The sequence below is a fragment of the Actinomadura chokoriensis genome (assembly GCF_039529475.1).
GTDB classification, from domain to species: Bacteria; Actinomycetota; Actinomycetes; order Streptosporangiales; family Streptosporangiaceae; genus Spirillospora; species Spirillospora bangladeshensis.
In genome coordinates this window covers 83,650-106,197 of the sequence record NZ_BAAAMW010000009.1, presented here as the reverse complement: position 1 = coordinate 106,197, position 22,548 = coordinate 83,650, and the positions used below count along the sequence as shown (strand labels likewise).

At 75.3% G+C, this 22,548-nt stretch carries 17 protein-coding genes; 10 read left to right on the top strand and 7 right to left on the bottom strand.

The features are described 5' to 3' along the window. The first annotated feature begins 515 nt into the window (after nucleotides 1-515). Both ABFX46_RS20890 and ABFX46_RS20885 read left to right on the top strand, forming a co-directional pair. The gene (locus tag ABFX46_RS20890; protein ID WP_346044386.1) at nucleotides 516-1,265 is read left to right on the top strand and encodes a gamma-glutamyl-gamma-aminobutyrate hydrolase family protein; all 750 of its coding nucleotides are present in this window, start codon (nucleotides 516-518) and stop codon (nucleotides 1,263-1,265) included. A 70-nt stretch (nucleotides 1,266-1,335) separates the two neighbouring features. Next, complete coding sequence (locus ABFX46_RS20885; protein WP_346044384.1) at nucleotides 1,336-2,313, top strand: alpha/beta hydrolase; 978 nt, start codon at nucleotides 1,336-1,338, stop codon at nucleotides 2,311-2,313. Here the strand turns inward: ABFX46_RS20885 and ABFX46_RS20880 are convergent. After that, complete coding sequence (locus tag ABFX46_RS20880; RefSeq protein ID WP_346044382.1) at nucleotides 2,271-2,705, bottom strand: SRPBCC family protein; 435 nt, start codon at nucleotides 2,703-2,705, stop codon at nucleotides 2,271-2,273. The two genes, ABFX46_RS20885 and ABFX46_RS20880, sit on opposite strands and share 43 nt — an antisense overlap. 99 nt (nucleotides 2,706-2,804) lie before the next feature. Here ABFX46_RS20880 and ABFX46_RS20875 point away from each other — a divergent pair, with 99 nt between their 5' ends. Beyond that, complete coding sequence (locus ABFX46_RS20875; protein ID WP_346044380.1) at nucleotides 2,805-4,292, top strand: class I adenylate-forming enzyme family protein; 1,488 nt, start codon at nucleotides 2,805-2,807, stop codon at nucleotides 4,290-4,292. Nucleotides 4,293-4,370: 78 nt separating this feature from the next. Here the strand turns inward: ABFX46_RS20875 and ABFX46_RS20870 are convergent, their stop codons facing one another. After that, complete coding sequence (locus ABFX46_RS20870; protein WP_346044378.1) at nucleotides 4,371-5,552, bottom strand: acyl-CoA dehydrogenase family protein; 1,182 nt, start codon at nucleotides 5,550-5,552, stop codon at nucleotides 4,371-4,373. 134 nt (nucleotides 5,553-5,686) lie between these two features. Here ABFX46_RS20870 and ABFX46_RS20865 point away from each other — a divergent pair, with 134 nt between their 5' ends. Then, the gene (locus tag ABFX46_RS20865; protein WP_346044376.1) at nucleotides 5,687-7,120 is read left to right on the top strand and encodes an aldehyde dehydrogenase family protein; all 1,434 of its coding nucleotides are present in this window, start codon (nucleotides 5,687-5,689) and stop codon (nucleotides 7,118-7,120) included. Here ABFX46_RS20865 and ABFX46_RS20860 read toward each other — a convergent pair. From ABFX46_RS20860 to ABFX46_RS20850, 3 genes are all read right to left on the bottom strand, one after another. Further along, complete coding sequence (locus tag ABFX46_RS20860) at nucleotides 7,110-8,633, bottom strand: RtcB family protein (protein WP_346044374.1); 1,524 nt, start codon at nucleotides 8,631-8,633, stop codon at nucleotides 7,110-7,112. The genes ABFX46_RS20865 and ABFX46_RS20860 overlap by 11 nt on opposite strands. A 156-nt stretch (nucleotides 8,634-8,789) precedes the next feature. Then, nucleotides 8,790-9,380, bottom strand: a complete 591-nt coding sequence (locus tag ABFX46_RS20855) for a TetR/AcrR family transcriptional regulator (protein WP_346044372.1) — start codon at nucleotides 9,378-9,380, stop codon at nucleotides 8,790-8,792. A gap of 65 nt (nucleotides 9,381-9,445) precedes the next feature. After that, on the bottom strand, nucleotides 9,446-10,654 hold the full coding sequence (locus ABFX46_RS20850; RefSeq protein ID WP_346044370.1) for an ROK family transcriptional regulator: 1,209 nt from the start codon (nucleotides 10,652-10,654) through the stop codon (nucleotides 9,446-9,448). Nucleotides 10,655-10,812: 158 nt separating this feature from the next. Between ABFX46_RS20850 and ABFX46_RS20845 the strand changes: the two genes are divergently transcribed. From ABFX46_RS20845 to ABFX46_RS20825, 5 genes are all read left to right on the top strand, one after another. Further along, nucleotides 10,813-12,129: an ABC transporter substrate-binding protein gene (locus tag ABFX46_RS20845; protein WP_346044368.1), complete on the top strand. Its 1,317-nt coding sequence runs from the start codon at nucleotides 10,813-10,815 to the stop codon at nucleotides 12,127-12,129. 4 nt (nucleotides 12,130-12,133) lie between these two features. Next, on the top strand, nucleotides 12,134-13,135 hold the full coding sequence (locus ABFX46_RS20840; RefSeq protein ID WP_346044366.1) for a carbohydrate ABC transporter permease: 1,002 nt from the start codon (nucleotides 12,134-12,136) through the stop codon (nucleotides 13,133-13,135). After that, the gene (locus ABFX46_RS20835) at nucleotides 13,128-14,015 is read left to right on the top strand and encodes a carbohydrate ABC transporter permease (RefSeq protein ID WP_346044365.1); all 888 of its coding nucleotides are present in this window, start codon (nucleotides 13,128-13,130) and stop codon (nucleotides 14,013-14,015) included. Before ABFX46_RS20840 ends, ABFX46_RS20835 begins: the two co-directional genes overlap by 8 nt. Before the next feature lie 56 nt (nucleotides 14,016-14,071). After that, a complete protein-coding gene (locus ABFX46_RS20830) occupies nucleotides 14,072-15,448 on the top strand; it encodes a GH1 family beta-glucosidase (RefSeq protein WP_346044363.1) in 1,377 nt (458 codons plus the stop codon). Between the two features lie 65 nt (nucleotides 15,449-15,513). Beyond that, the gene (locus ABFX46_RS20825; RefSeq protein ID WP_346044361.1) at nucleotides 15,514-18,729 is read left to right on the top strand and encodes an acetyl-CoA carboxylase family protein; all 3,216 of its coding nucleotides are present in this window, start codon (nucleotides 15,514-15,516) and stop codon (nucleotides 18,727-18,729) included. Here the strand turns inward: ABFX46_RS20825 and ABFX46_RS20820 are convergent. Then, nucleotides 18,662-19,492: an ATP-binding cassette domain-containing protein gene (locus tag ABFX46_RS20820; protein WP_346044360.1), complete on the bottom strand. Its 831-nt coding sequence runs from the start codon at nucleotides 19,490-19,492 to the stop codon at nucleotides 18,662-18,664. The two genes, ABFX46_RS20825 and ABFX46_RS20820, sit on opposite strands and share 68 nt — an antisense overlap. Nucleotides 19,493-19,576: 84 nt before the next feature. Further along, nucleotides 19,577-20,380 carry an SDR family NAD(P)-dependent oxidoreductase gene (locus tag ABFX46_RS20815; protein ID WP_346044358.1) on the bottom strand — a complete coding sequence of 268 codons (804 nt, stop codon included), beginning with the start codon at nucleotides 20,378-20,380 and terminating at the stop codon, nucleotides 19,577-19,579. Nucleotides 20,381-20,509: 129 nt separating this feature from the next. Between ABFX46_RS20815 and ABFX46_RS20810 the strand changes: the two genes are divergently transcribed. Then, nucleotides 20,510-22,537, top strand: a complete 2,028-nt coding sequence (locus ABFX46_RS20810) for a HelD family protein (protein ID WP_346044356.1) — start codon at nucleotides 20,510-20,512, stop codon at nucleotides 22,535-22,537. Nucleotides 22,538-22,548 lie beyond the last annotated feature (11 nt).

Sequence of the window (22,548 nt, the reverse complement as noted above, 5' to 3'; positions counted from 1 at the left end):
GACCTGGTGGGCCTGGCACCGGCGGTCGCGGCAGGTCGGGTGCCCGGCTTTGTGAGATTCTCGCGCCCGATCGGCGGCGGCTCAAGCGGGACGGCGCGGACGGTCGCCCGTCGCTGCGGTGCGTGACCGGATGTTGCTTCGGAGTCACCGTTGAGGGGCCGGAAAGAGCACGGATACTGATCAGTATCGAAGGCGGGTGCCGGGCCGGGCGCGGGAGAAACGGACCCGGACGTGGAGGAGGAAACCACTCCCGAGTGGAAGATTTTCGGATTCTTCGCCCGGTTCCGGGACGGGACGTGCTGCCCGGCGGGGGTGCGCCCGCCCGCGCGGGCCCGATCCTGCCGCTTCGGACTGCGAAGATCCGTCACGTACGGCAAGCTGGCCGGGAGAACGGCCGGGGGCGGGACGGCGCAGGGGGGCGGGTGAGGCACGATGAGGTGCGGCCGAAACCGGCAGATCACCCATGTCGCGCGCGGTCCCGTGGCCAATGCTCAGCATGAGGGGGAGACACGCACATGTCAGAGTCCGTCCGCGGGGCTCCGGGCCCCGCCGCCGGGGCCGGCGCGCCGCCGCTCATCGGCATCACCACCTACCAGGAGCCGGCCCGCTGGGGGGTCTGGGTGCGCGAGGCCGCGCTCCTGCCGGCGCCGTACGCGCGCTCGGTCGAGCGCGCCGGGGGCGTCCCGGTGCTGCTGCCCCCGGCCGCGACCCTGCGCGGGGTGGACGCGCTGGTCGAGCGGCTGGACGGCATCGTCCTCGCCGGCGGCGGCGACCTCGACCCCGACCTGTACGGCGCCGCCCGGCACCACGAGACCGGCCCGCCGCAGCCGCAGCGCGACCGGTTCGAGCTGGCGCTCGTCCGCGCGATCGTCGCGGCGGACCTGCCGTTCCTCGCGATCTGCCGGGGCATGCAGGCGCTGAACGTCGCGCGCGGCGGCGCCCTCATCCAGCACCTGCCGGAGGCCGTCGGCCACAAGGGGCACGCGCCCGAGACCGGGATCGTCGGCTCGCACCCGGTGCGGATCAGCCCGACCAGCCTGGTCGGCAAGATCCTCGGCGAGCGCGCCGACGTCCCGACCTACCACCACCAGGCGGTCGCGCGGCTCGGCAAGGGCCTGTCGGCCGTGGCCTGGGCCGAGGACCAGGTGGTGGAGGCCGTCGAGCTGCAGGGCCACCGGTTCGGCCTCGCCGTGCAGTGGCATCCGGAGGAGGGCGGCGACATGCGCCTGTTCCAGGCACTGGTCGCCGCGGCCGCCGGCCGCTGACCGGGGATTGGCCGGCCGGTCGCGGGGAAGCGATCCGGTAGTGACCGTCGCCCGCCCCGGAGGCCGCCGCATGCCCGTCCACCCGCAGACCGTGAGCTTCCTGGAGCTGCTCGCCTCCTGGACGGCCCCGCCGCCGGACGCCGGGGCGGCCGAGCCCACGATCGCGCAGATGCGGGAGCGGATCGGCGCGGCGTTCCCGGTCGTGCGGCGGGAGCTCCCGCACGTCCGCGACCTGGTGGTGCGCGGCCCGGACGCCCCGGTGCCGGTGCGGCTGTACCGTCCGGAGCCGCCCGGCCGGGGGCCGCTGCCCGCGGTCGTCTACCTGCACGGTGGCGGCTGGGTGCTCGGCGGTGTCGACAACGTGGACGCCGCGTGCCGCGACCTCGCCGCGGCCGCGGGATGCGCCGTCCTGAACGTCGGGTACCGGCTGGCGCCCGAGCACCCGTTCCCCGCCGCCGTGGACGACGCCTGGGCCGTCCTGGCGTCCGCGGTGCGGGAGCCGGACCGCTACGGCATCGTCCCCGGCGCCGTGGCGGTGGCCGGGGACAGCGCCGGCGGGAACCTCGCCGCCGCCGTCGCGCTGCTGGCCCGCGACCGGGGGCTGCCGCTCGCCCACCAGCTGCTGGTCTACCCGGTGACCGACACGGCGATGGACACCCCGAGCTGGCGCGAGTACGGGACCGGCTACGCGCTGGACGCGCGGACGCTCGCCCGGTTCATGGACCTGTACCGGGGCGGCGCGGACCCGGCCGACGCCCGGCTGGCCCCGCTGCGCGCCCCCGACCTCTCCGGCGCCGCGCCCGCGACCGTCATCACCGCCGAGTGCGACATCCTGCGCGACGAGGCCGAGGCCTACGCGCACCGGCTCGCGGCGGCCGGGGTGCCGGTCGAGCTGCGCCGCTACGACGGCGTCGTGCACTCGTTCTTCCTGCTGCCCGAGATCTTCGACGCCGGGGCCGCGGCGATGGAGTTCGCCGCGCGGCGGCTGCGCGCGGCCCTCGGCGGTCAGCCGAACCGCTTCGCCAGGGCGCCGAGGCCGGTCGCGTAGATGCCCTGCGCGAGGGTCTTGGTCATCGCCTCCTCGTCGCCGGCGTCCGCGGAGAACTCGCCCCACCACTCGACGAACGCCTGCCCGGTCGCGGTGACCGGCAGGACGCGCAGGTGCCCGCGGGCGGCGCGGACCGGCAGCGGGCACTCCAGGATCTCGTACCAGTAGCCGCGGCCGGCGTCGTCCAGCCCGGCGAGGCGCTCGCGGAACACCGAGTCGCCGGGGCCGATCAGCCGCCGGACGCAGCCGACGCGGTCGCCGGGGCCGCCGTCCTCGATGACGCCCGTCTCCACGCCCGGCATCCACTCGGCGAGGTTCCCGAAGTCCCGCACGTAGGACCACACGTCGTCGGCGGCGGCGTTGAGGACGATGCTGGCGTACGAGCGGGGCATGGACGCTCCTGGGGGTGGGGGGAACCCTCATGCTGGCCTGGGCAGTGTGATCCGGGCAACAGGTTGACCGTCCCGAATCCGATTCGGAATGATCGGCGCATGCTGCTCGGTGACCTCGCCCACCGCGGCGCCGCGCTCTGGCCGGACCGCACGGCCTTCGCCTGGGACGGGCGGCGCCGGAGCCACGGGGAGCTGCACGGGCGCGTCCGGCGCTGGGCCGGCCTCCTGGCCGCCGGGGGAGTGCGGCCCGGCGGCCGCGTCGCGGTGCTGACCGTCACCGTGCCCGAGGCGGTCGAGGCCGCGTTCGGCGCGTCGCTGATCGGTGCCGTGGTCGTCCCGCTGAACGTGCGGCTGAGCCCGGCCGAGATCCGCCACCAGGTCGCGGACGCGGCGGCGCGGCACGCGGTCGTCCACCCGGCGCTGGACGCCCTGGCCCGCGAGTCCGGGCTGCTCGACCTCGCGCACTGGACGACGGGCCCGGGCCTCGACGCCGCGCTGGACGGCGCGCCGCCGCACGGCCTGCCCCGCCCCGATCCGGGCGCGCCGGTCATGCAGCTCTACACCTCGGGCACCACCGGCCGCCCGAAGGGCTGCCTGCTGACGAACCGCGGCTGGGTCGCCGCCGCGGCCAACGCCGTGCAGGCGTTCGGCCTCACCGCCGCCGACCGGCTGCTCGGCGCGCTGCCCCTGTTCCACGTGGCCGGCTACGGCGCCGTGCTGGGGCAGCTGGCCGCCGGCGGGACGGTCGTGCTGCCGTCCGGCGCGTCCCCCGGGACGCTGTGGCCGCTGATCGCCGAGGAGGGCGTCACCGTCGCGGTCTTCCCGACGGGGACCGGGCGCGCGCTGCGCCATCCCGCCGCCGCCCCGGAGACGCTCCGGCTGGTCTTCGGCATGGCCGCCACCGAGCGTCCCGCGACCCTGGAGCGGCTGCGCGAGCTGGGCATCGGCTACCGCGGGGTCTACGGGTCGACCGAGGCGGGCAACTTCGTGACCGTGTCCACGCTGGAGGACGAGCTGGCCCACCCGGGCACGGTCGGCCGCCCGCTGCCGTCCTTCGACCCGGCCCTGGACGGTGCCGGCGGCCTCGGCGAGGTGGGGGAGCTGCTGCTGCGCGGCGCCAGCCTGATGGCCGGGTACGCCGGGCACCCGGACCCGCTGAGCGACGGGCGGCTGCGCACCGGCGACCTCATGCGGTTCGACGCGGACGGGCGGCTCTTCTTCGTCGACCGCGCCAAGGACATGGTCAAGACCGGCGGCGAGAACGTCTACTGCGCCGAGGTCGAGCGCGTCCTCGCCGAGCACCCGGCGGTCCGGGACGCCGCGGTGTTCGGCGTCCCGGACCGGCGCTGGGGCGAGGCGGTCAAGGCCCTCGTCGCGGCCCGCGCCGGCACCCCGCCCGGCGGGCTGCCCGCCGAACTGGACGCGCACTGCCGCGCCCGGCTCGGCGCGTTCAAGCGCCCCCGCTGGTACGAGGTGGTCGAGGCGATCCCGCGCAACCACTCGGGCAAGGTGCCCAAGCGCGAGCTGCGCGCCGCGCACGACCCGGCCACGGCCGTCCGGCTCCCCGAGACCGGGGACCGGGGCTAGCCGGGCCGGGGGCCAGTACGGCTCCGCGGCCAGTGCGACTCCGGGCCAGTGCGACTCCGGGCCAGTACGGCTCCGCGGCTAGTAGGACTTGGGCAGGCCCAGCTCGTGCTGCGCGATGTGCGCGAGGACGAGCTCCTCCGCGACCGGGATGTTCTTGGCGATGCGGGCGTCGCGGAACATCCGGGCGATCGGGTACTCCATGGAGTACGCCATGCCGCCGTAGGTCTGGAAGGCGCGGTCGGCCGCCTGCCAGGCCGCGTCCGCCGCGGTGAGCTTGGCGATGTTGGCCTCCGAGCCGCAGGGGCGGCCCCGGTCCCACAGCCAGGCGGCCTTGTAGGTCATCAGCCGGGCCAGCTCCAGCTGCGCCTTGGCCTTGGCGAGCGGGAACGCGACGGCCTGGTTCGACCCGATCGGCTTGCCGAACGGCGCCCGGTCTCCCGCGTACGCGCAGGCGAGCCTCAGCACGAGCCCGCCGGAGCCGACGCCGCCCGCCGCGGCCAGGATCCGCTCGGGGTTCAGGATGTCCCACAGCACGAGGAAACCCTGGTCGACCTCGCCGAGGACGCGGTCCGCCGGGACGCGCACGTCGTCCAGGAAGACCGTGCTGGACGCGACGGTGTTGGTGCCGAGCTTCGGGATCGGCTGGAACGTCAGCGTGCCCTCGGCGACGGCCTCCTTGACGTCCACCAGCAGCACGGTGAAGCCGGAGGTGCGGGGGCGCGCCTCGGCCGCCGGGACCGTCCGGGTGACCAGGACCATGTGGTCGGCGCGCTCGACGCCGGAGATCCAGATCTTCTGGCCGCTGACCAGGAAGTGGTCGCCGTCGCGGCGCGCGTGGGTGGAGATGTTGATGGCGTTGCTGCCGGCGTCCGGCTCGGTGATCGCGAAGCAGGTCTCGATCTCCCCGGAGGCGATCTTCGGCAGGAACGCGCGCTTCTGCGCCTCGGTCCCGTGCCGGCTGATCGTGAGGCCGCCGAACGCGGGCGTCAGCAGGTACATGAAGGACGCGGCGCCGCCCGCGCCGCCCTCGGCGAGGGCCTCCAGCGCGACCGCCAGCTCCAGCAGCCCCTGGCCGCCGCCGCCGTACTCCTCCGGGATCGCGAGGGCGTGCCACCCGCCCTGGACCAGCTCCCGCCAGACCTCCTCCGGCCAGCGCTTCTCGGCGTCGCACCGGCCCCAGTAGTCCTGGTCGTACTTCCCGGCGACCGCCAGCACGCCCTCGCGCACCGCCGCCGCACTCTCCGGCAGGTCGAAGTCCACCGCGCCTCCCTCGATTCGCGTGGCACCACGGTAGCCGATTCCAGTAAGTGGTCACTGACGCGGGGGTGCGGTCATTGAAGGCCGCCTTACCGGGTAGGCGATCGGACGGACGTTCGACACGGGAGGGGGAGGCCATGCGGCCCCGCGACAGGTGGATGCTGGCCGGCGGACGGTGGAGCCAGGGCACCGGGGAGGACGTGTTCTCGGTGGACGACCCGGCGACCGGCGAACCGCTGGGGGTGGTCGCGGTGTCCACGCCGGCGGACGTGGACACCGCGATGGGCGCGGCCTGCGACGCCGCGCCGGGCTGGGCGGCCACCCCCGCCGCCGAGCGGGGCGCGGCCCTGCGCGCCGCCGCGCGGGCGGTCGAGGAGCGCATGGACGAGCTGGCCGCGCTGGTCACCGCCGAGATGGGCAAGCCGTCCGGTGACGCGCTCGGCGGCGTGGAGGCCGGGATCGGGACGCTGCGGCAGTACGCCGAGCTCGGGCCCCTGCACGGCGGCCGGAGCCTGCTCGGCGGCTGGGACGCCGCCGACTTCATGGTCCGCGAGCCGCGCGGCGTCGTCGCCGTGATCACGCCGTGGAACGACCCGGTCGCCATCGCCTGCGGCCTCATCGGCGCCGCCGTCGCCACCGGCAACACCGTCGTGCACAAGCCGTCCGAGCGGACCCCGCACACCGGCGCGATGCTCGCCGAGCTGATCGCCGGAAGCCTGCCCGACGGCGTCCTGAACATGGTCGTCGGCGACGGCGAGGCGGGCGAGGCCCTCGCCGGCCACCCGGACGCGGACGTCGTCGCCCACGTCGGCTCGACCGCCGCCGGGTACCGCATCTCCGAACTGGCGCTCCGCACCGGCGCCAAGACCCTGCTGGAGAACGGCGGCTCGGACCCGCTGATCGTGGACGCCGGCGTCGACCCGTCCTGGGCCGCCGGGCAGGCCGCGATCGGGTGCTTCGCCAACGCCGGGCAGATCTGCACCTCCGTCGAGCGCGTCTACGTCCACGAGGACGTGTCCGAGGCGTTCCTCGGCGCGCTCGCCGAGCGCGCCCGGACCATGCGGATGGGGCCGGGCGCCGACGTGTCCACCGAACTCGGGCCGCTCGTCGACGAGCGCCACCGCACGCACGTCCACCAGCACGTCGAGAAGGCGATCGCGGACGGCGCGCGCCCCCTCGCCGGTGCGGAGATCCCGCCCGGACCCGGCGCGTTCTACCCGGCGACCGTCCTCGCCGGATGCACCGACCACATGCCGATCATGGCCGAGGAGGTCTTCGGGCCGGTCGCGCCCGTCCGCACCGTGGCCTCGTTCGACCAGGCGCTGGACGCCGCCCGCCGCTCCCGCTACGGCCTCGCCGCCACCGTCCTCACCCGCGACATGGCGCACGCGCAGGCCGCCTGGCGCACCCTGAACGCCGGCACGGTGAAGGTCAACGCGGTGTTCGGCGGCGCCCCCGGCGGCGCCGCCACCCCGCGCCGCGCCAGCGGCCACGGCTTCGGCTACGGTCCCGAGCTCCTGGACGAGATGACGGTCGTGAAGGCCGTCCACGTCCAGACCGTCATCCCTTGACCGTCAGCAGGGGCCGCAGCTCCGCGACGGGCGTCGCCACGCCCCCGCCCAGCAGGCTCGACACGACGGGCCCGATGTCCTTGTAGGCCCACGGCGCCTCCTGCTTCAGGTCCCGCCGCCACGCCGCCATCACGTCCGAACGCCGCGCCACGACCGGGTCGCGGTGGTCCAGCGGCGTCACCACCCGGAACTCGCGCAGGAACGCGTCGAGCTCGGCGTCCCCGCCCCGCGCGGACGCCCCGCGCGGGATCCGGCGGCCGGCGCCGTGGCAGGCGCTGCCCAGCGTGCGCGGGTTCCCGTGCCCGCGCAGCACGAAGCTGGACGCCCCCATCGAGCCGGGCACGATCACCGGTTCGCCCCACATCGCGTAGGGGCCGCCGGCCATCTCGGCGTGCCCGCCGGCCGGGGTGGCGCCCTTGCGGTGCACGACCCGGTCGCCGTCCCGCCAGAACAGGTTGTGCGGCGCGTCGTACAGCAGCCGCGCGCCCGGGTCGCCGCACTCGGCCGCGAGGCCCGCCCGCATCGCCAGCGACAGGAAGTACCGGTTGCCGGCCGCGAAGTTGGCGGCGTTGCCGAACGCGTCCAGGTAGCGGCGGCGGGCGGGCTCCGACCGCTCGTCCAGCAGGAACGGCAGGACGCCGTTGCGCGGGCGGGGGAGCCCGGCCGGCCAGGTCGCGCGGAGCCGGTCCAGGGCGGTCGCGTTCGCCTGGTGGCCCAGCGACAGCGAGCCGCTGTGCACCATCGTGACGACCGTGCCGGGTGCCAGGCCCCACGCGTGCGCGGCGGCCGGATCGTGCACGTCCGCCACGTACTGGAGTTCGGCGAAGTGGTTGCCCCCGCCGATCCCGCCGATGACGCTGTCATGGGTGGCGGCGCCGCGGTCGGCGCCGCCGGCGCTGCCGATCCAGTCGGCGAACGCGCCGCCCGTCGCCGCCGGGTATCCGGAGGCGTGCACGCGGTCCACGGAGTCGTCGGCGTCCTCGGCCGCGGCGCCCTGCCAGGACGCCGGGCCCGCGAGCAGCAGGCCGGGGAGGCCGTCCCGCAGCAGGGCCTCGCGCTGGACGGGGGTGAGCGCGATGCGGCGGCCGCCCTCGAAGAACAAGTGGCGCAGCCGCCGCTCCAGGGCGTCCAGCCGGTCCCGGACGCGGCCGGCGCGCAGTGCGGTCACCTCCAGCCGCATGCCGCAGTTGACGTCGCTGCCGACCGCCTGCGGCAGCAGCGCGTGCTCAGTCTCCAGGACGGTGCCGATCGGTATGCCGGCGCCCTTGTGGAAGTCGGGGGTGAGGGCGGCGCGGGTGATGCGCGGGGCGGGCCCGCCGTAGCCGGGCGTCGCCTCGGCGAGCCGTTCGAGCGTCTCGGCGGTCTCCAGGAGGGTGAGCGCCTCGGTGACGGCCGCGGGCTCCAGCGGCACGTCGCCGCCGGCGCAGATCTCGACGGGGACGCCCTGCGGGTTGGGGAGGGTGAGCCAGTGCTCGCCCGTGCGGGCGAGCCGGTGGTCTTGGCGTGCGGACACGGTGTGGAATCCTTCGGGGCTGCCGGAAGAGCGCGCATCGGAGCGCGCAGGGAGAAGAGCCGTCCGCGCGGAGGGCGCGACGGCGGGGGAGCGGGCAGGGGCCCGCTCGGTCCTCGGGTTCAGCAGCCGCGAGGTGTCCCGGAGGTTAGCGCCCGGTCAGGCGTGCGGGCGAGTGGTTTTCGCGGGGACGGACAGGTAGCGGGTCACCAGGCGCGCCACGAAGTGCGCGAACGTCTCCGGGGGGCCGGAGGGCAGCATGAGGTGGCTCATCGTCAGCCGCACCGCCGCGTCGGCGACCTCGGTGAGCGCGTCGCGGTCCAGGTGCGGCCACTGCCGCAGCGCGTGCTCGGCGATGCGGGCGCTGGCGGCGAACAGCACGGGCTCGGCCTGCGTGGTGAGCAGCGGCAGCATCTCGTCGCCGCCCGCGCCGGTCAGCACCGCCTTCTTCAGCTGGTCGTCCGCCGACGTCTCCAGCGTGTAGGTCACCGCGGCGACGACCGCCGCGTAGACGTCGTCGTGCTCGGACAGCACCGCGTCGATGCCGTCGAGGTAGCGCTCGTTGTCGCGGACCACGACCGCCTGCGCCAGGCCCCACTTGTCGCCGAACTCGTTGTAGACGGTCTGCCGGCTCACCCCGGCGGCCTCCGCGACGTCCCGCATGCGGACGGCCCGGTAGCCGCGCTCCACGAGCAGGTCCGCCGCGGCGTCCAGCAGGGACTCGCGCACGGGACGTCCGGCGGTGCCCATGTGTCGTCGTTCCTCCGGAAGCTCGTCGGGCCCCCATTATCGCCCCCCGGCGCGGCGGCGGGCCATCACGGGCCCGGGACGCCCCCGCTGTCGAGGAGGTGGGCGAGCGGGAGGGTGGCGGCGCCGACGGCGACCGCCTCCGGGCCGAGGTGGCACGGCTCGATCACGGTCTGCGCGAACGGCTGCCGCAGCGCGTACGCGGCGGTCGCCTCGACGACCCGGTCCAGCATCCGGCCGCCGATCAGCAGTCCCGCCCAGCCGCCGATGATGATCTTCTCGGGGCTGAACAGGTTGACCAGGTCGGCGATGCCCGCGCCGAGGTACTCGGCGATGTCGTCGCGCAGCTCCGCGGCGGTCGCGGACGGGTCGGCGAGCAGCGCGGCGAGGGCGCCCTCCTCGTCGGCCCCGGCCGGGCCGCCCGCGGCCCGGTAGCGCTCCAGCAGGGCGGTGGCGCCGACGTAGGACTCCAGGCAGCCGCGCGACCCGCACCGGCACCGCGCGCCGCCGACCCGCACCGTCGTGTGCCCCCACTCGCCCGCGCTGCCGGCCGCGCCCCGGTACGGGGAGCCGTCGATCATGACGGCGGCGCCGACGCCGGAGCCGATGAGGGCGACGACGGCGTTGCGGTGCCCGCGGCCCGCGCCGAACCACATCTCGGCCTGCCCCAGCGAGGTGGCGCCGTTGTCGATGAACAGCGGCAGGCCGGTGCCCGCGCGCAGCATCCGCTCCAGCGGCACGGCCTCCCAGCCGATGGTCTGGCAGTGCACGACCGCCTCCGGGCCGTGCTCGATCACGCTGTACTCGACGACGCCGGGAACGCCCACCCCGACGCCGATGATGGACGCCGGGTCGACCGAGGCGCCCTCGATGACGGCGGGCAGGCCGTCCAGGATGTGGCGGACGACGGCGCGCTCGTCGTGGCCGCCGTCCCCGAGCGGGAAGTCGGCCTTGGCGAGCTGGGTCAGCTCCAGGTCGAACAGCTCGACCATCACCCGCGTCTCGCCGACGTCGATGCCGACGAGGTGGCCGTAACCGGCCGCCGTCTTCAGCAGCACGCGCGGGCGGCCCCCGTCGGACTCGACGCTGCCGGCCTCGGCGACGAGGCCGGCCTCGATCAGCTCGGTGACGACGTTGCTGACCGAGGCGGGGCTGAGGCCGGTCTCCCTGGCCAGGTCCTGGCGGCTGAGCGGCCCGTCGAAGTACAGCCGCCGCAGCAGCACCGACCGGTTGGTGCGGCGCAGGTCGCGCACGGTCCTCCGGCGCCGTTCCGGCATCGGGCCCCCTTCTCCCGCGGCCGCCGCGCGGCCGCGTCCCCCGCGGTTCTCAGGTCTTGACCCGGCTATTATGTCACTGCTTAGATCACGTCGTGAAATAAGGTGTGATCTAACTCTCCCCGCGCATCCCACCCCCTCAGGATCGGAAGGCCGAGCCGATGCGTCATACCACGTTCGCAGGACGGGCCGCAGCCGTCCTCAGGGCAGGACTGCTGGCCGCCGCCACGGCGGCGTGCGGCGGCGGCACCGCCTCCGGCGGCGGGAACGGCGACCCGAAGACGCTGACCTACTGGGCCAGCAACCAGGGCACCGACATCGCCGCCGACCAGAAGGTGCTGAACCCCGAGCTGGCCAAGTTCGAGAAGCAGACCGGCATCAAGGTCGAGCTGGAGGTCGTCCCCTGGACCGACCTGCTCAACCGCATCCTCGCCGCCACCACCTCCGGCCAGGGCCCGGACGTCCTCAACATCGGCAACACGTGGTCGGCGTCGCTGCAGGCCACCGGCGGGCTGCTGCCGTTCGACGGCGCCGCCATGGCGAAGGTCGGCGGCGCCGACCGGTTCGTGCCCGCCGCGCTCGCCTCCGCCGGCGCGAAGGGCAAGCCCCCGGCGGCCGTGCCGCTGTACTCGCTCGCCTACGGGCTCTACTACAACAAGACGATGTTCGCGGACGCGAACCTGGAGTCGCCCGAGACCTGGCAGGAGATGGTCGACGCCGGCCGCAAGCTCACCAAGGACGGCAAGTACGGCATCGCCGTCGAGGGCGCCAGCATCCCCGAGAACGTCCACGCGGCCTTCAACATCGGCCAGATGTACGGGGCCGACTTCTTCACCGCCGACGGCAGGCCGCAGTTCGCCACCCCGCAGGCGGTGAAGGCGGTCAAGTCCTACGTCGACCTGATCGCCCGGGAGAAGATCGCCGCGCCGGGCAACGCCGAGTACTCGGCCAACCAGTCGCTGAACGACTTCGCCACCGGCAAGGCCGCCATGCTCATGTGGCAGGCCACCACCAGCGGGCTGACCAACCTCGGCATGAAGCCGGGCGACTGGGGGGTCGTCCCGCTGCCGAAGCCGTCGCCGGCCCCGCCCGGAGGGCGCGACGTCACCTCGATGGTCGCCGGGATCAACATCGCCGTGTTCAAGAACACCGACAACCGCGACGGCGCGCTGGACTTCGTGAAGTTCATGACGAGCGACGGCGAGCAGAAGATCCTCAACAAGGCGTACGGGTCGCTGCCCGCCGTCACCTCCGCGCAGAACGACCCCGCGTTCGACACCCCGGACCTGCGGGTCTTCAAGGACATCCTCGCCACGAGCGCGGCGCCGCTGCCGCAGGTCCCCGAGGAGAGCCAGTTCGAGACGGCGGTCGGCACGGCGATGAAGGACCTGTTCGCCGACGCCGCCGCCGGGAAGCCGGTCACCGAAGAACGGGTACGCCAGGTGCTCGCCGCCGCCCAGGAACAGATGGGCGAGTAGCCGGATGACGACTGCGGACGTCTCGACCGCCCGCACCGGCGGCACCGGGAGGCCCCGCCTTGGGCCTCCCGGTGCCCGGCCGGGGAGGCGGCGGCCGCGGCTGCCGCCGAAGGCGCTGCCCTACCTGCTGCTGGCGCCGGCGGTCATCGCGGAACTGATCGTGCACGTGGTCCCGATCGCGGTCGGGGTCTGGATGAGCTTCAGGGAGCTGACGCTCTTCTACGTCAGGGAATGGTCGAAGGCCCCCGGCAACGGGTTCGACAACTACCGGGTCGCGGTGGACGTCGACGGCGCGATCGGGGCCGGCCTGCTCCGCTCGTTCCTCGTCACCGTCGCCGTCACGGTGCTGGCGGTCGGGCTGTCGTGGCTGCTCGGCACCGCCGCCGCGGTCCTGATGCAGGAGCGGTTCCGGGGACGCGGGCCGCTGCGCGCGATCTTCCTCGTCCCGTACGCGCTGCCGGTCTACACGGCGGTGATGACGTGGGCGTTCATGTTCCAGCGCGACACCGGCATGGTCAACCACGTCCTCGCCGACCAGCTGCACCTCACCGGCGGCGGCCGGCCGTTCTGGCTGATCGGCGACAACAGCTTCTGGGCGCTGGTCACCGTCATCGTGTGGCGGTCGTGGCCGTTCGCGTTCCTGGTCCTGATGGCGGGGCTGCAGAACATCTCCCGCGACCTGTACGAGGCGTCCGCGCTGGACGGCGCCGGGACGTGGCGGCAGATCCGGCACATCACGCTGCCGACGCTGCGGCCCGTCAACCAGGTGCTGGTGCTCGTGCTGTTCCTGTGGACGTTCAACGACTTCAACACGCCGTTCGTCCTGTTCGGCAAGGCCGCGCCCGACGGCGGCGACCTGATCTCGGTGCACATCTACCACGCCTCGTTCGTCACCTGGAACTTCGGGACGGGCGCGGCGATGTCGGTGCTGCTCCTGCTGTTCCTGCTCCTGGTCACGGCGGCGTACCTGCTCGCCACGTCGAGGCGGAGGCCCGCGCATGGCTGACACCCGCACGTCCCGGCGCGGTGCCGCGCGCAGGAGGCCGACCGACCCGCCGATGTCGTTCGTGTGGACGCGGCGGATCGTGCTCACGCTGCTCGCCGTGTTCACCCTGCTGCCCGTCTACGCGATGGCCAGCTCGTCGCTGAAACCGCTGCAGGACGTCCAGGGCGCGTTCCGGTGGATCCCGTCGCGGCCGACGATCCGCCCCTACATCGACATGTGGTCGACCGTCCCGCTGGCCCGCTACTTCGCGAACAGCGTGATCGTGGCGGGCGGCGCGACGCTCGCGTCCGTCGCGATCGCGATCGGCGCGGCGTACGCGGTGAGCCGCTACCGGTTCGCCGGGCGCCGCGTCTTCACGGTGACCGTGCTGTCCACGCAGATGTTCCCGGGGATCCTGTTCCTGCTCCCGCTGTTCCTGATCTTCGTGAACGCGGGCAACGCGACCGGCCTCGCCCTGTACGGCAGCCGCGGCGCCCTGATCCTGACGTACCTGACGTTCTCGCTCCCGTTCTCGATCTGGATGCTCGCCGGCTACTTCGAGTCGATCCCGCGCGAGCTGGACGAGGCGGCCCGCGTGGACGGCTGCGGCCCGGTCGGCGCGCTGCTGCGGGTGATCGTCCCGGCGTCCCTGCCCGGCATCGTCGCGGTGACCGTCTACGCGTTCATGACCGCGTGGGGCGAGGTGCTGTTCGCCTCCGTCATGACCAACGAGCAGACCCGGACCCTGGCCATCGGGCTGCAGGGCTACTCCACCCAGCACGAGGTCTACTGGAACCAGGTGATGGCCGCCTCCCTCGTGGTGAGCGTCCCCGTCGTCGCCGGGTTCCTGCTGCTCCAGCGCTTCCTGGTGGCCGGCCTGACCGCCGGCTCCGTCAAATGAGCCCTGTCAAACGAGCTCCGTCACATGACCCGTCTCGACGACCCAGAGGGAGACCCGTGCCCATCGACGACGACCTGACCGCGTTCGGACCCGGTTTCGCCTGGGGGGCGGCGACGTCCGCCTACCAGGTCGAGGGCGCGGCCGCGGAGGACGGCCGCGCGCCCTCCATCTGGGACGCGTTCTGCCGCGTCCCGGGCGCGGTCGCCGGGGGCGACACCGGCGACGTCGCCTGCGACCACTACCACCGCTGGCCCGAGGACGTCGCGCTGATGAAGGCGCTCGGCCTGCGCGCGTACCGGTTCTCGATCGCGTGGCCGCGGGTCCTGCCCGCCGGCGGCGGCCCGGTCAACCCCGCCGGGCTCGCGTTCTACGACCGGCTCGTGGACGCGCTGCTGGAGGCCGGCATCGAACCGCACGCGACCCTCTACCACTGGGACCTGCCGCAGGCGCTGCAGGACCGCGGGGGCTGGCCGTCCCGCGACACCGCCGAGCGGTTCGCCGAGTACGCGTCGGTCGCCGCCGGGGCGCTCGGCGACCGCGTCGCGTCGTGGGCGACGCTGAACGAGCCGATCTGCGCCGCGTGGATCGGCCACCTGCAGGGCGACATGGCGCCCGGCATCGCCGACATCCGGGCCGCCGTCCCCGCCTCCTACCACCTGCTGCTCGCCCACGGGCTCGGGACGCAGGCCGTCCGCGCCGCCGCGCCGGGCGCCCGCGTCGGCATCGTCCACCTGCTCACCGACTGCGAGCCGGGCGGCGACCGGGAGGAGGACGCCGCGGCGGCGCGCCGCGAGGACGGCCACCACAACCGCTGGTGGCTCGACCCGGTCTTCGGCCGCGGCCTGCCCGCCGACATGATCGAGGAGTACGGGGTGGAGCCGCCGGTCCGGCCCGGCGACCTGGAGGCCGTCGCCGCCCCGCTCGACTGGCTCGGCGTCAACTACTACCGCCGGTCGGTGACCGTCGCCGACCCCGCTGGCCCGCCCCCGCGCACCCGCCAGATCACCCCGGCCGGGACGCCGCGCACCGGGATGGACTGGGAGATCCACCCCGACCGGCTGGCGAAGATCCTCCTCCGGGTGGCGCGGGAGTACGGGCCGCGCAGCATCATGGTCACCGAGAACGGCTCCGCCTACGCCGACACCGTGACGCCGGACGGCCGCGTCCACGACGCCGAGCGCACCGCCTACCTGGAGGCGCACCTGGCGGCCTGCGCGTCCGCGATCCGCGCCGGCGTCCCGCTGGACGGCTACTTCGCCTGGTCGCTGCTGGACAACTTCGAGTGGGCGTACGGGTACGCGCAGCGGTTCGGGCTCGTCCACGTCGACTTCGCCACCCAGAAGCGCGTCGTCAAGGACAGCGGGCACCGCTACGCCGAGATCATCCGCGCGCACCGCGACCTCGCCACGGGCGCGGTCGCGGCGGGCGGGTAGGCCGGGGCGCCCGCCCGTCCGCCCGGCTCTCTAGAGTGTCGGCCAGGCGAGGTGAGGAGGGCCGGGTGGGCGGGATCCTGGTGGCCAACCGCGGCGAGATCGCGCTGCGGATCGTGCGGGCCGCGGCCGAGCTGGGGCTGCGGACGGTCGCCGTCCGCACCCGCGACGACGCCGCCTCGGCGCACACCCGCCGCGCCGACGAGGTCCGCGCGCTGCCCGGCGAGGGCGTCGCCGGCTACCTCGACGCGGACGCGCTGCTCGCCGCCGCGAAGGACGCCGGGGCCGCCGCCGTCCACCCCGGCTACGGCTTCCTGAGCGAGAACGCCGCGTTCGCCGCGCGCTGCGCCGCCGCCGGGCTGGCGTTCACCGGCCCGCGCCCCGACCTGCTGGAGCTGTTCGGCGACAAGGCGCGGTCGCGGGAACTGGCGCGCGAGGCGGGCGTGCCGGTGACGCCCGGCACGGCCGGGGCGGTGAGCCTCGCCGGCGCCGAGGCGTTCGCGCGCGAGCACGGGCCGGTGGTGCTCAAGGCGCTCGCGGGCGGCGGCGGTCGCGGCATGCGCGTCGTCGCCGACCCGGAGGAGATGGCCGCCGCGTACGAGCGGTGCCGGTCGGAGGCGCTCGCCTCGTTCGGCGGCGGCGGCCTGTACGCCGAGAAGTACGTGCCGCACGCCCGCCACATCGAGGTCCAGGTCGCCGGGGACGGGACGGGCGCGGTCACCCACCTGTGGGAGCGCGACTGCAGCGTCCAGCGGCGCCACCAGAAGCTCATCGAGATCGCGCCCGCGCCCGCGCTGCCGGGCCGGGTCCGGGACGCGCTGCTGGACGCGGCGCTCCGCATGGCCGCCCGCGTCCGCTACGACAGCCTCGGCACGTTCGAGTTCCTCGTCGCGGGCGAGGAGTTCTGGTTCCTGGAGGCCAACCCCCGCCTCCAGGTCGAGCACACGGTCACCGAGGAGATCACCGGGGTCGACCTGGTGAAGGCCCAGATCAGGCTCGCGCTGGGGGAGGACCTCGCCGGAGTCGGGCTGGGCGCGCCGCCGGCCGCGTCCGGCTGCGCCGTCCAGGTGCGCGTCAACACCGAGACGATCGACGCCGACGGTACGCCCCGGCCCCGCGCCGGGACGCTGACCGCCTTCGCGCCGCCGTCCGGCCCGGGGGTCCGCGTCGACACCTATGGCTACGCCGGCTACCGCACGAGTCTGCGCTACGACCCGCTGCTCGCCAAGGTGATCGCCCGCGCGGAGGACCTGCCGGCCGCCGCCGCGCGGGCGCACGGCGCGCTCGGCGAGTTCGAGATCGCCGGCGTGGCGACGAGCATCCCGCTGCTCCAGGGCGTCCTGCGGCACCCCGCGTTCACGGCCGGCGGCGTGGACACGTCCTTCGTCGCCGACCATCTGCCCGACCTGCTGGACAGCGAGCACCTCCGCTACTACCCCGAGACGGCCGCGCACGAGGCCGAACCGGAGGCCGCCGCCGTGCCGGACGCGCCGCCCGGCACGGTCGCCGTCCCCGCGCCCATGCAGGGCACGGTCGTGGGCGTCGAGGTGGCCGAGGGCGACCCGGTGCGGGCCGGGGCCCCGGTGCTGATCCTCGAGGCGATGAAGATGGAGCACGTCGTCCGCGCCGGGCAGGCGGGCATCATCCGGGCCCTGGCCGCCGCGTCCGGCGACACCGTCGCCGAGGGCGCGCCGCTGCTGTTCATCGAACCCGCCGAGGTGGACGGCGGCCACGCCGCCGAGGAGGACGAGGCCGACCTCGACGCGATCCGCGCCGACCTCGCCGAGACGCTGCGGCGGCACGCGATCGGGCTCGACGCATCCCGTCCCGAGGCGGTCGCCAAGCGGCACGCGCGCGGCCACCGCACCGCCCGCGAGAACATCGCCGACCTGTGCGACCCCGGCACGTTCGCCGAGTACGGCGCCCTCGCGATCGCGGCGCAGCGGCAGCGGCGGTCCCTGGACGACCTCATCGAGCGCACCCCGGCCGACGGCATGGTCTGCGGCATCGGGGACGTGAACGGCGAGAAGGCCGTCGTCATGTCCTACGACTACATGGTCCTGGCCGGGACGCAGGGCCACCAGAACCACCGCAAGACCGACCGGATGCTCGACATCGCCCACCGCCGCCGCCTGCCGCTCGTGCTGTTCGCCGAGGGCGGCGGGGGGCGGCCCGGCGACACCGACACCTCCTCGGTGTCCGGGCTGGACGTGACGACCTTCCACGCCATGGGACGGCTCAGCGGCGTCGTCCCGTCCGTCGGGATCGCGTCCGGGCGCTGCTTCGCCGGGAACGCGGCCCTGCTCGGCTGCTGCGACGCCATCATCGCCACCCGCGACGCCAACATCGGCATGGGCGGGCCCGCCATGATCGAGGGCGGCGGGCTCGGCGTGTTCGCGCCCGAGGAGATCGGCCCGATCGGCGACCAGGAGCCCAACGGCGTCGTCGACATCGCCGTGGACGACGAGGCGGCGGCCGTCGACGCCGCCCGCCGCTACCTGTCCTACTTCCAGGGCCCGCGGGAGGAGTGGGCGTGCGACGACCAGCGCGTCCTGCGGCACGTCGTCCCCGAGAACCGGATGCGCGCCTACGACGTCCGCCGCGCCGTCGCCCACCTCGCCGACACCGGCTCGGTGCTGGAGCTGCGCCGCGCGTTCGGCATCGGGATCATCACCGCGCTGGTGCGGATCGAGGGCCGCCCGATGGGCCTCATCGCCAGCAACCCCGCCCATCTCGGCGGCGCTATCGACCGCGACGCCGCCGACAAGGCCGCCCGGTTCCTGCAGCTGTGCGACGCGCACGGCCTGCCCGTCGTGTCCCTGTGCGACACGCCCGGCTTCATGGTCGGCCCGGCCGCCGAGCGGACCGCGACCGTCCGGCACTTCAGCCGCCTGTTCGTCATCGGCGCGAACCTCCGCGTCCCCGTCGTCACGATCGTGCTGCGCAAGGGCTACGGGCTCGGCGCGCAGGCCATGGCGGGCGGCGGGTTCAAGGCGCCGCTCGCGACCCTCGCCTGGCCCACCGGCGAGATCGGCGGGATGGGGCTGGAGGGCGCCGTCCGCCTCGGGTTCCGCAAGGAGCTCGCCGCCGCCGAGGACCCGGAGGCCCTGTTCGAGCAGATGGTCGCCGCCGCCTACGAGTACGGCAAGGCGCTGCACGCGGCCACCGTGTTCGAGCTGGACGACGTCATCGACCCCGCCGACACGCGCCGCTGGATCACGACGGTGCTCGCTGGAGCCCCGCCCGCCGAGGAGCGTCCCCGGCGGTGGATCGACACGTGGTGACGGCCCGGTAGGCGTCCCGCACCCGGGGGTCGGCGCGGACCTCCGCGGGCGCGCCGGCCGCGATCACCCGGCCGCCGTCCAGGACGTGCAGGACGTCGCAGACGCCGAGCACCGGCTCCAGCTCCCGCTCGGCCACCAGCACCGCAAGGCCCTCGGCGGCCAGGTCGCGCAGCAGGACCTCCAGGGCGCGCGCGTGCCGCGCCGGCATGCCCGCCCACGGCTCGTCCAGCAGCAGCACGGACGGCTCGGCGGTGAGGGCCCGCGCCAGGGCGGTCAGCAGCGCCACGCCGGGCGGCGCCGCCCGCGCGCACCGCTCGGCGTACTCGGCGATGCCGACGCGGGCGAGGATCGCGTCGGCGCGCGGCCCCGCGTCCCGCCGGGCGTCCAGGCGGCGCCGCCACCGGTCCCGCGCCGTCCGGCCCGGGTACTCCCGCGTCAGCGCGTGCCGCGCGGCGGCCGCCCGCACGGTCTCCCGGACGGTGCGCGCCCCCGCGGGCCCCGGGGACGTGCGCGCGATGCCGCGCCGGGCCCGCTCGCGCGCCGCGCTGCCGGTCAGGTCGGCGTCGCCGAGGCGGACGGTGCCGGCCGCCGGGCGGCGCAGCCCGGCGATCACGTCGCACAGCGTCGTCTTGCCCGCGCCGTCCGGGCCGACCAGCCCGGTCACCGTGCCGGGCGGCGCGGTGAGCCCGGCACCGTCCACGGCGGTCAGCCCGCCGAACCGGACCGTCACGCCGCTGACCTGAAGCCCTGCTGGAGCAGCCATCCGCACCTCGCGGCTCACTGTGATGTGGATCACTCGCGGATGCACACCCTACTGACGCGCGGGGGAGGCGGCAACGGCCGCCGTTCAGGGCGCCGGCGGCTCCAGCCGGTCGCGGGTCCACTCCTTGACCCCGGCGATGAACGCGTCGACGTCGGCGGCCTTGCCGGACGCCATCTCGTCGAACCAGCCCGGCACGTACTGCTCGAACTTCCCGCCGTCCAGGGCGGCCAGGACGGCGTCGGCGACCTGCTGCGGCGGCAGCGCGTCGGACACGTCGCTCAGCGGCGGCTCGTTGCCGGGCAGCGTGAACAGCTCGGTGCCCGCGATGAGCGCGGGCTGGATCACGTGGACCCGCACGCCCGTGCCGTCGAGGTCGACCGTCATGCTCTCCCAGAACGCGGTCAGCGCCGCCTTGGACGCCCCGTAGGCGCCCTCGTGCGGCGGGCCGAGCCGCGCCGCGACCGACCCGACCGCCACCAGGTGCCCGCGCCCGCGCGCGATCATGCCGGGCAGCAGCGCCAGCGTCAGCCGCACGGGGGAGGAGTAGTTCAGCCGCATCACGTCCTCGGCCTCGGCGGGGGACAGGTCCTGGACGCGGCGCCGCTTCGGCATCCCCGCGTTGTTCACCAGCACGTCCACGCCGCCGAACGCGCGCTCCACCGCCTCCGCCAGCTCCGCGATCCCGTCGAGGTCGCCGAGGTCGGCCGTCCACATGGCCGAGTCGGGGGAGTGCTCGCGGCACCGGGCGAGGACCTGCTCCAGCCTGTCCTTGCGCCGCGCCACCAGCCCCACGCGGGCGCCCGCCGCGGCGAGCGCCTCGGCGACGACCGCCCCGATGCCGGACGAGGCTCCCGTGACCAACGCCGACCGTCCCGTCAAAGACACCATGCCGCCCAACGTCACACACCCCGGCCCGGCCGGGCAAGGCGAAGCGCCGCCGGGCCCGCGCATCGCCCGGTAAGGTAGTGGGTTTCGCCCACCCCCGCCCGCCCTCTCGTCCGCCGGAGGTCTGCCCGCATGCCCGCCGAAACCGCCGGCGCCGCCGCCGCCGAACCGGAGGTCCTCGCCGCCGAACGCGCCCACCTGGCCGAGTCCCGCGCCGCGCTGCGCAGGATGCGCGAGCACGCCGAGGGGCTGTCCGCCGGCGCCGCCGCCGACTGGGTCTCCAAGCAGTTCCTGGAGTCGCTGCTCGACCAGCGGATCGCCGCCCTCGCCGACCACCCCGACACCCCGCTGTTCTTCGGCCGGATGGACCGCGACGGCGCCGCCGCCTCCGACCTCCCCGCCGTCATGTACGTCGGGCGCCGGCACGTGCACGACGGCGACGAGGGCCGCCCGCTCGTGCTGGACTGGCGCGCCCCCGTCTCCCGCGCCTTCTACCAGGCCGGGCCCGCCGACCCGATGGGCTGGCGGCTGCGCCGCCGCTTCGGGTTCCGCGCCGGCGAGCTGACCGCGTTCGAGGACGAGCCCCTCGACGGCGCGGACCTCGGGCCGTCCAGGATCCTGACCGAGGAGATCGAGCGGCCCCGCACCGGGCCGATGCGCGACATCGTCGCCACCATCCAGCCCGAGCAGGACGTGATCGTCCGCGCCGACCTGCCCCGCACGGTGTGCGTGCAGGGCGCGCCCGGCACCGGCAAGACGGCCGTCGGCCTGCACCGGGCCGCCTACCTGCTGTTCACCCACCGGGAGCGGCTGTCGCGGTCCGGCGTCCTCATCGTCGGACCGAACCGGGCGTTCCTGGCCTACATCTCGGCGGTGCTGCCCGCGCTCGGCGAGGTCAGGGTCGAGCAGGCCACGATCGACGACCTGCTCGGGGCGCCGCTGGGGGACGAGCCGGCCGGGGTGTCCGCGGCCAAGGGCGACGCGCGGATGGCGGACGTCCTGCGCAGGGCGCTGTGGCTGCACGTCCGCAAGCCCGAGGAGGGCCTCGTCGTCGCCCGCGGCGCGGCCCGCTACCGGCTCGCCGACCACGAGGTCCGCGAGATCGCCGCGGGCCTGCGCGGCACCACCCGCTACGGCGCCGGGCGCGCCGCGTTCGCGCAGCGGCTCGCCCACCGGATCCTCGTGCTGATGGAGCGGCGCGGCGAGGCGCCCGACGACCGCGTCCAGGACCAGGTCGCGCGGAGCCGGCCGGTCAGGCAGGTCCTCGACGCGGTGTGGCCGAAGGTGACCGCCGAGCAGGTCCTGCACCGGCTGCTGTCGGACGCCGAGTTCCTGCGGAAGGCGGCGAGGAGCGTCCTCGACGAGGAGGAGCAGGCCGCGATCCTGTGGGCCGCGCCCCCGCGCTCGCACCGCTCGGCCACGTGGACCGCGGCCGACCGCGCCCTGCTCGACGAGCTGCACGACCTCATCGAGCGGACCGCCTCGCTCGGGCACCTCGTGGTCGACGAGGCGCAGGACCTGTCCGCGATGCAGCTCCGGGCGCTCGGCCGCCGCTGCGGGACGGGCTCGGCGACCGTCCTCGGCGACCTCGCCCAGGGCACCACCGCATGGTCGGCCCGGTCCTGGAAGGAGGTGCTCACCCACCTCGGCCAGGACGGGGAGGTCACCGAGCTGACCCTCGGCTTCCGCGTCCCGGGCACCGTCCTCGACTACGCCGCCCGGCTGCTCCCGCACGTCGCGCCCGGACTGGAGCGGCCGCGCTCGCTGCGGCCCGGCGCCGGCGCGCTGGAGGTGCGCCGCGTCCCCGACGTGCGCTCGGCCGCCGCCGGCGCCGCCCGCGAGGCCCTGGCCCGCCCCGGATCGGTCGGCCTGATCGTGCCGGACGCCGACGCGGACGCGCACGCGGAGGCCCTGGCCGCGGCCGGGCTGGAGCATGAGGTCCTCGGACCGGAGTCCGACGGCACCGCGCGGCTGCTGGTCGTCCCCGCGACGCTCGCCAAGGGCCTGGAGTACGACCACGTGATCGTCGCCGAGCCCGCCGCCATCGCCGCCGCCGAGGCGCGCGGCCTCGCGCGCCTCTACGTCGTGCTGACCCGCGCCGTCACGTCGCTGACCGTCCTCCACCGGGACGACCTCCCCGCCGAACTGGTGATGTCGTAGCCGGTGGGTAA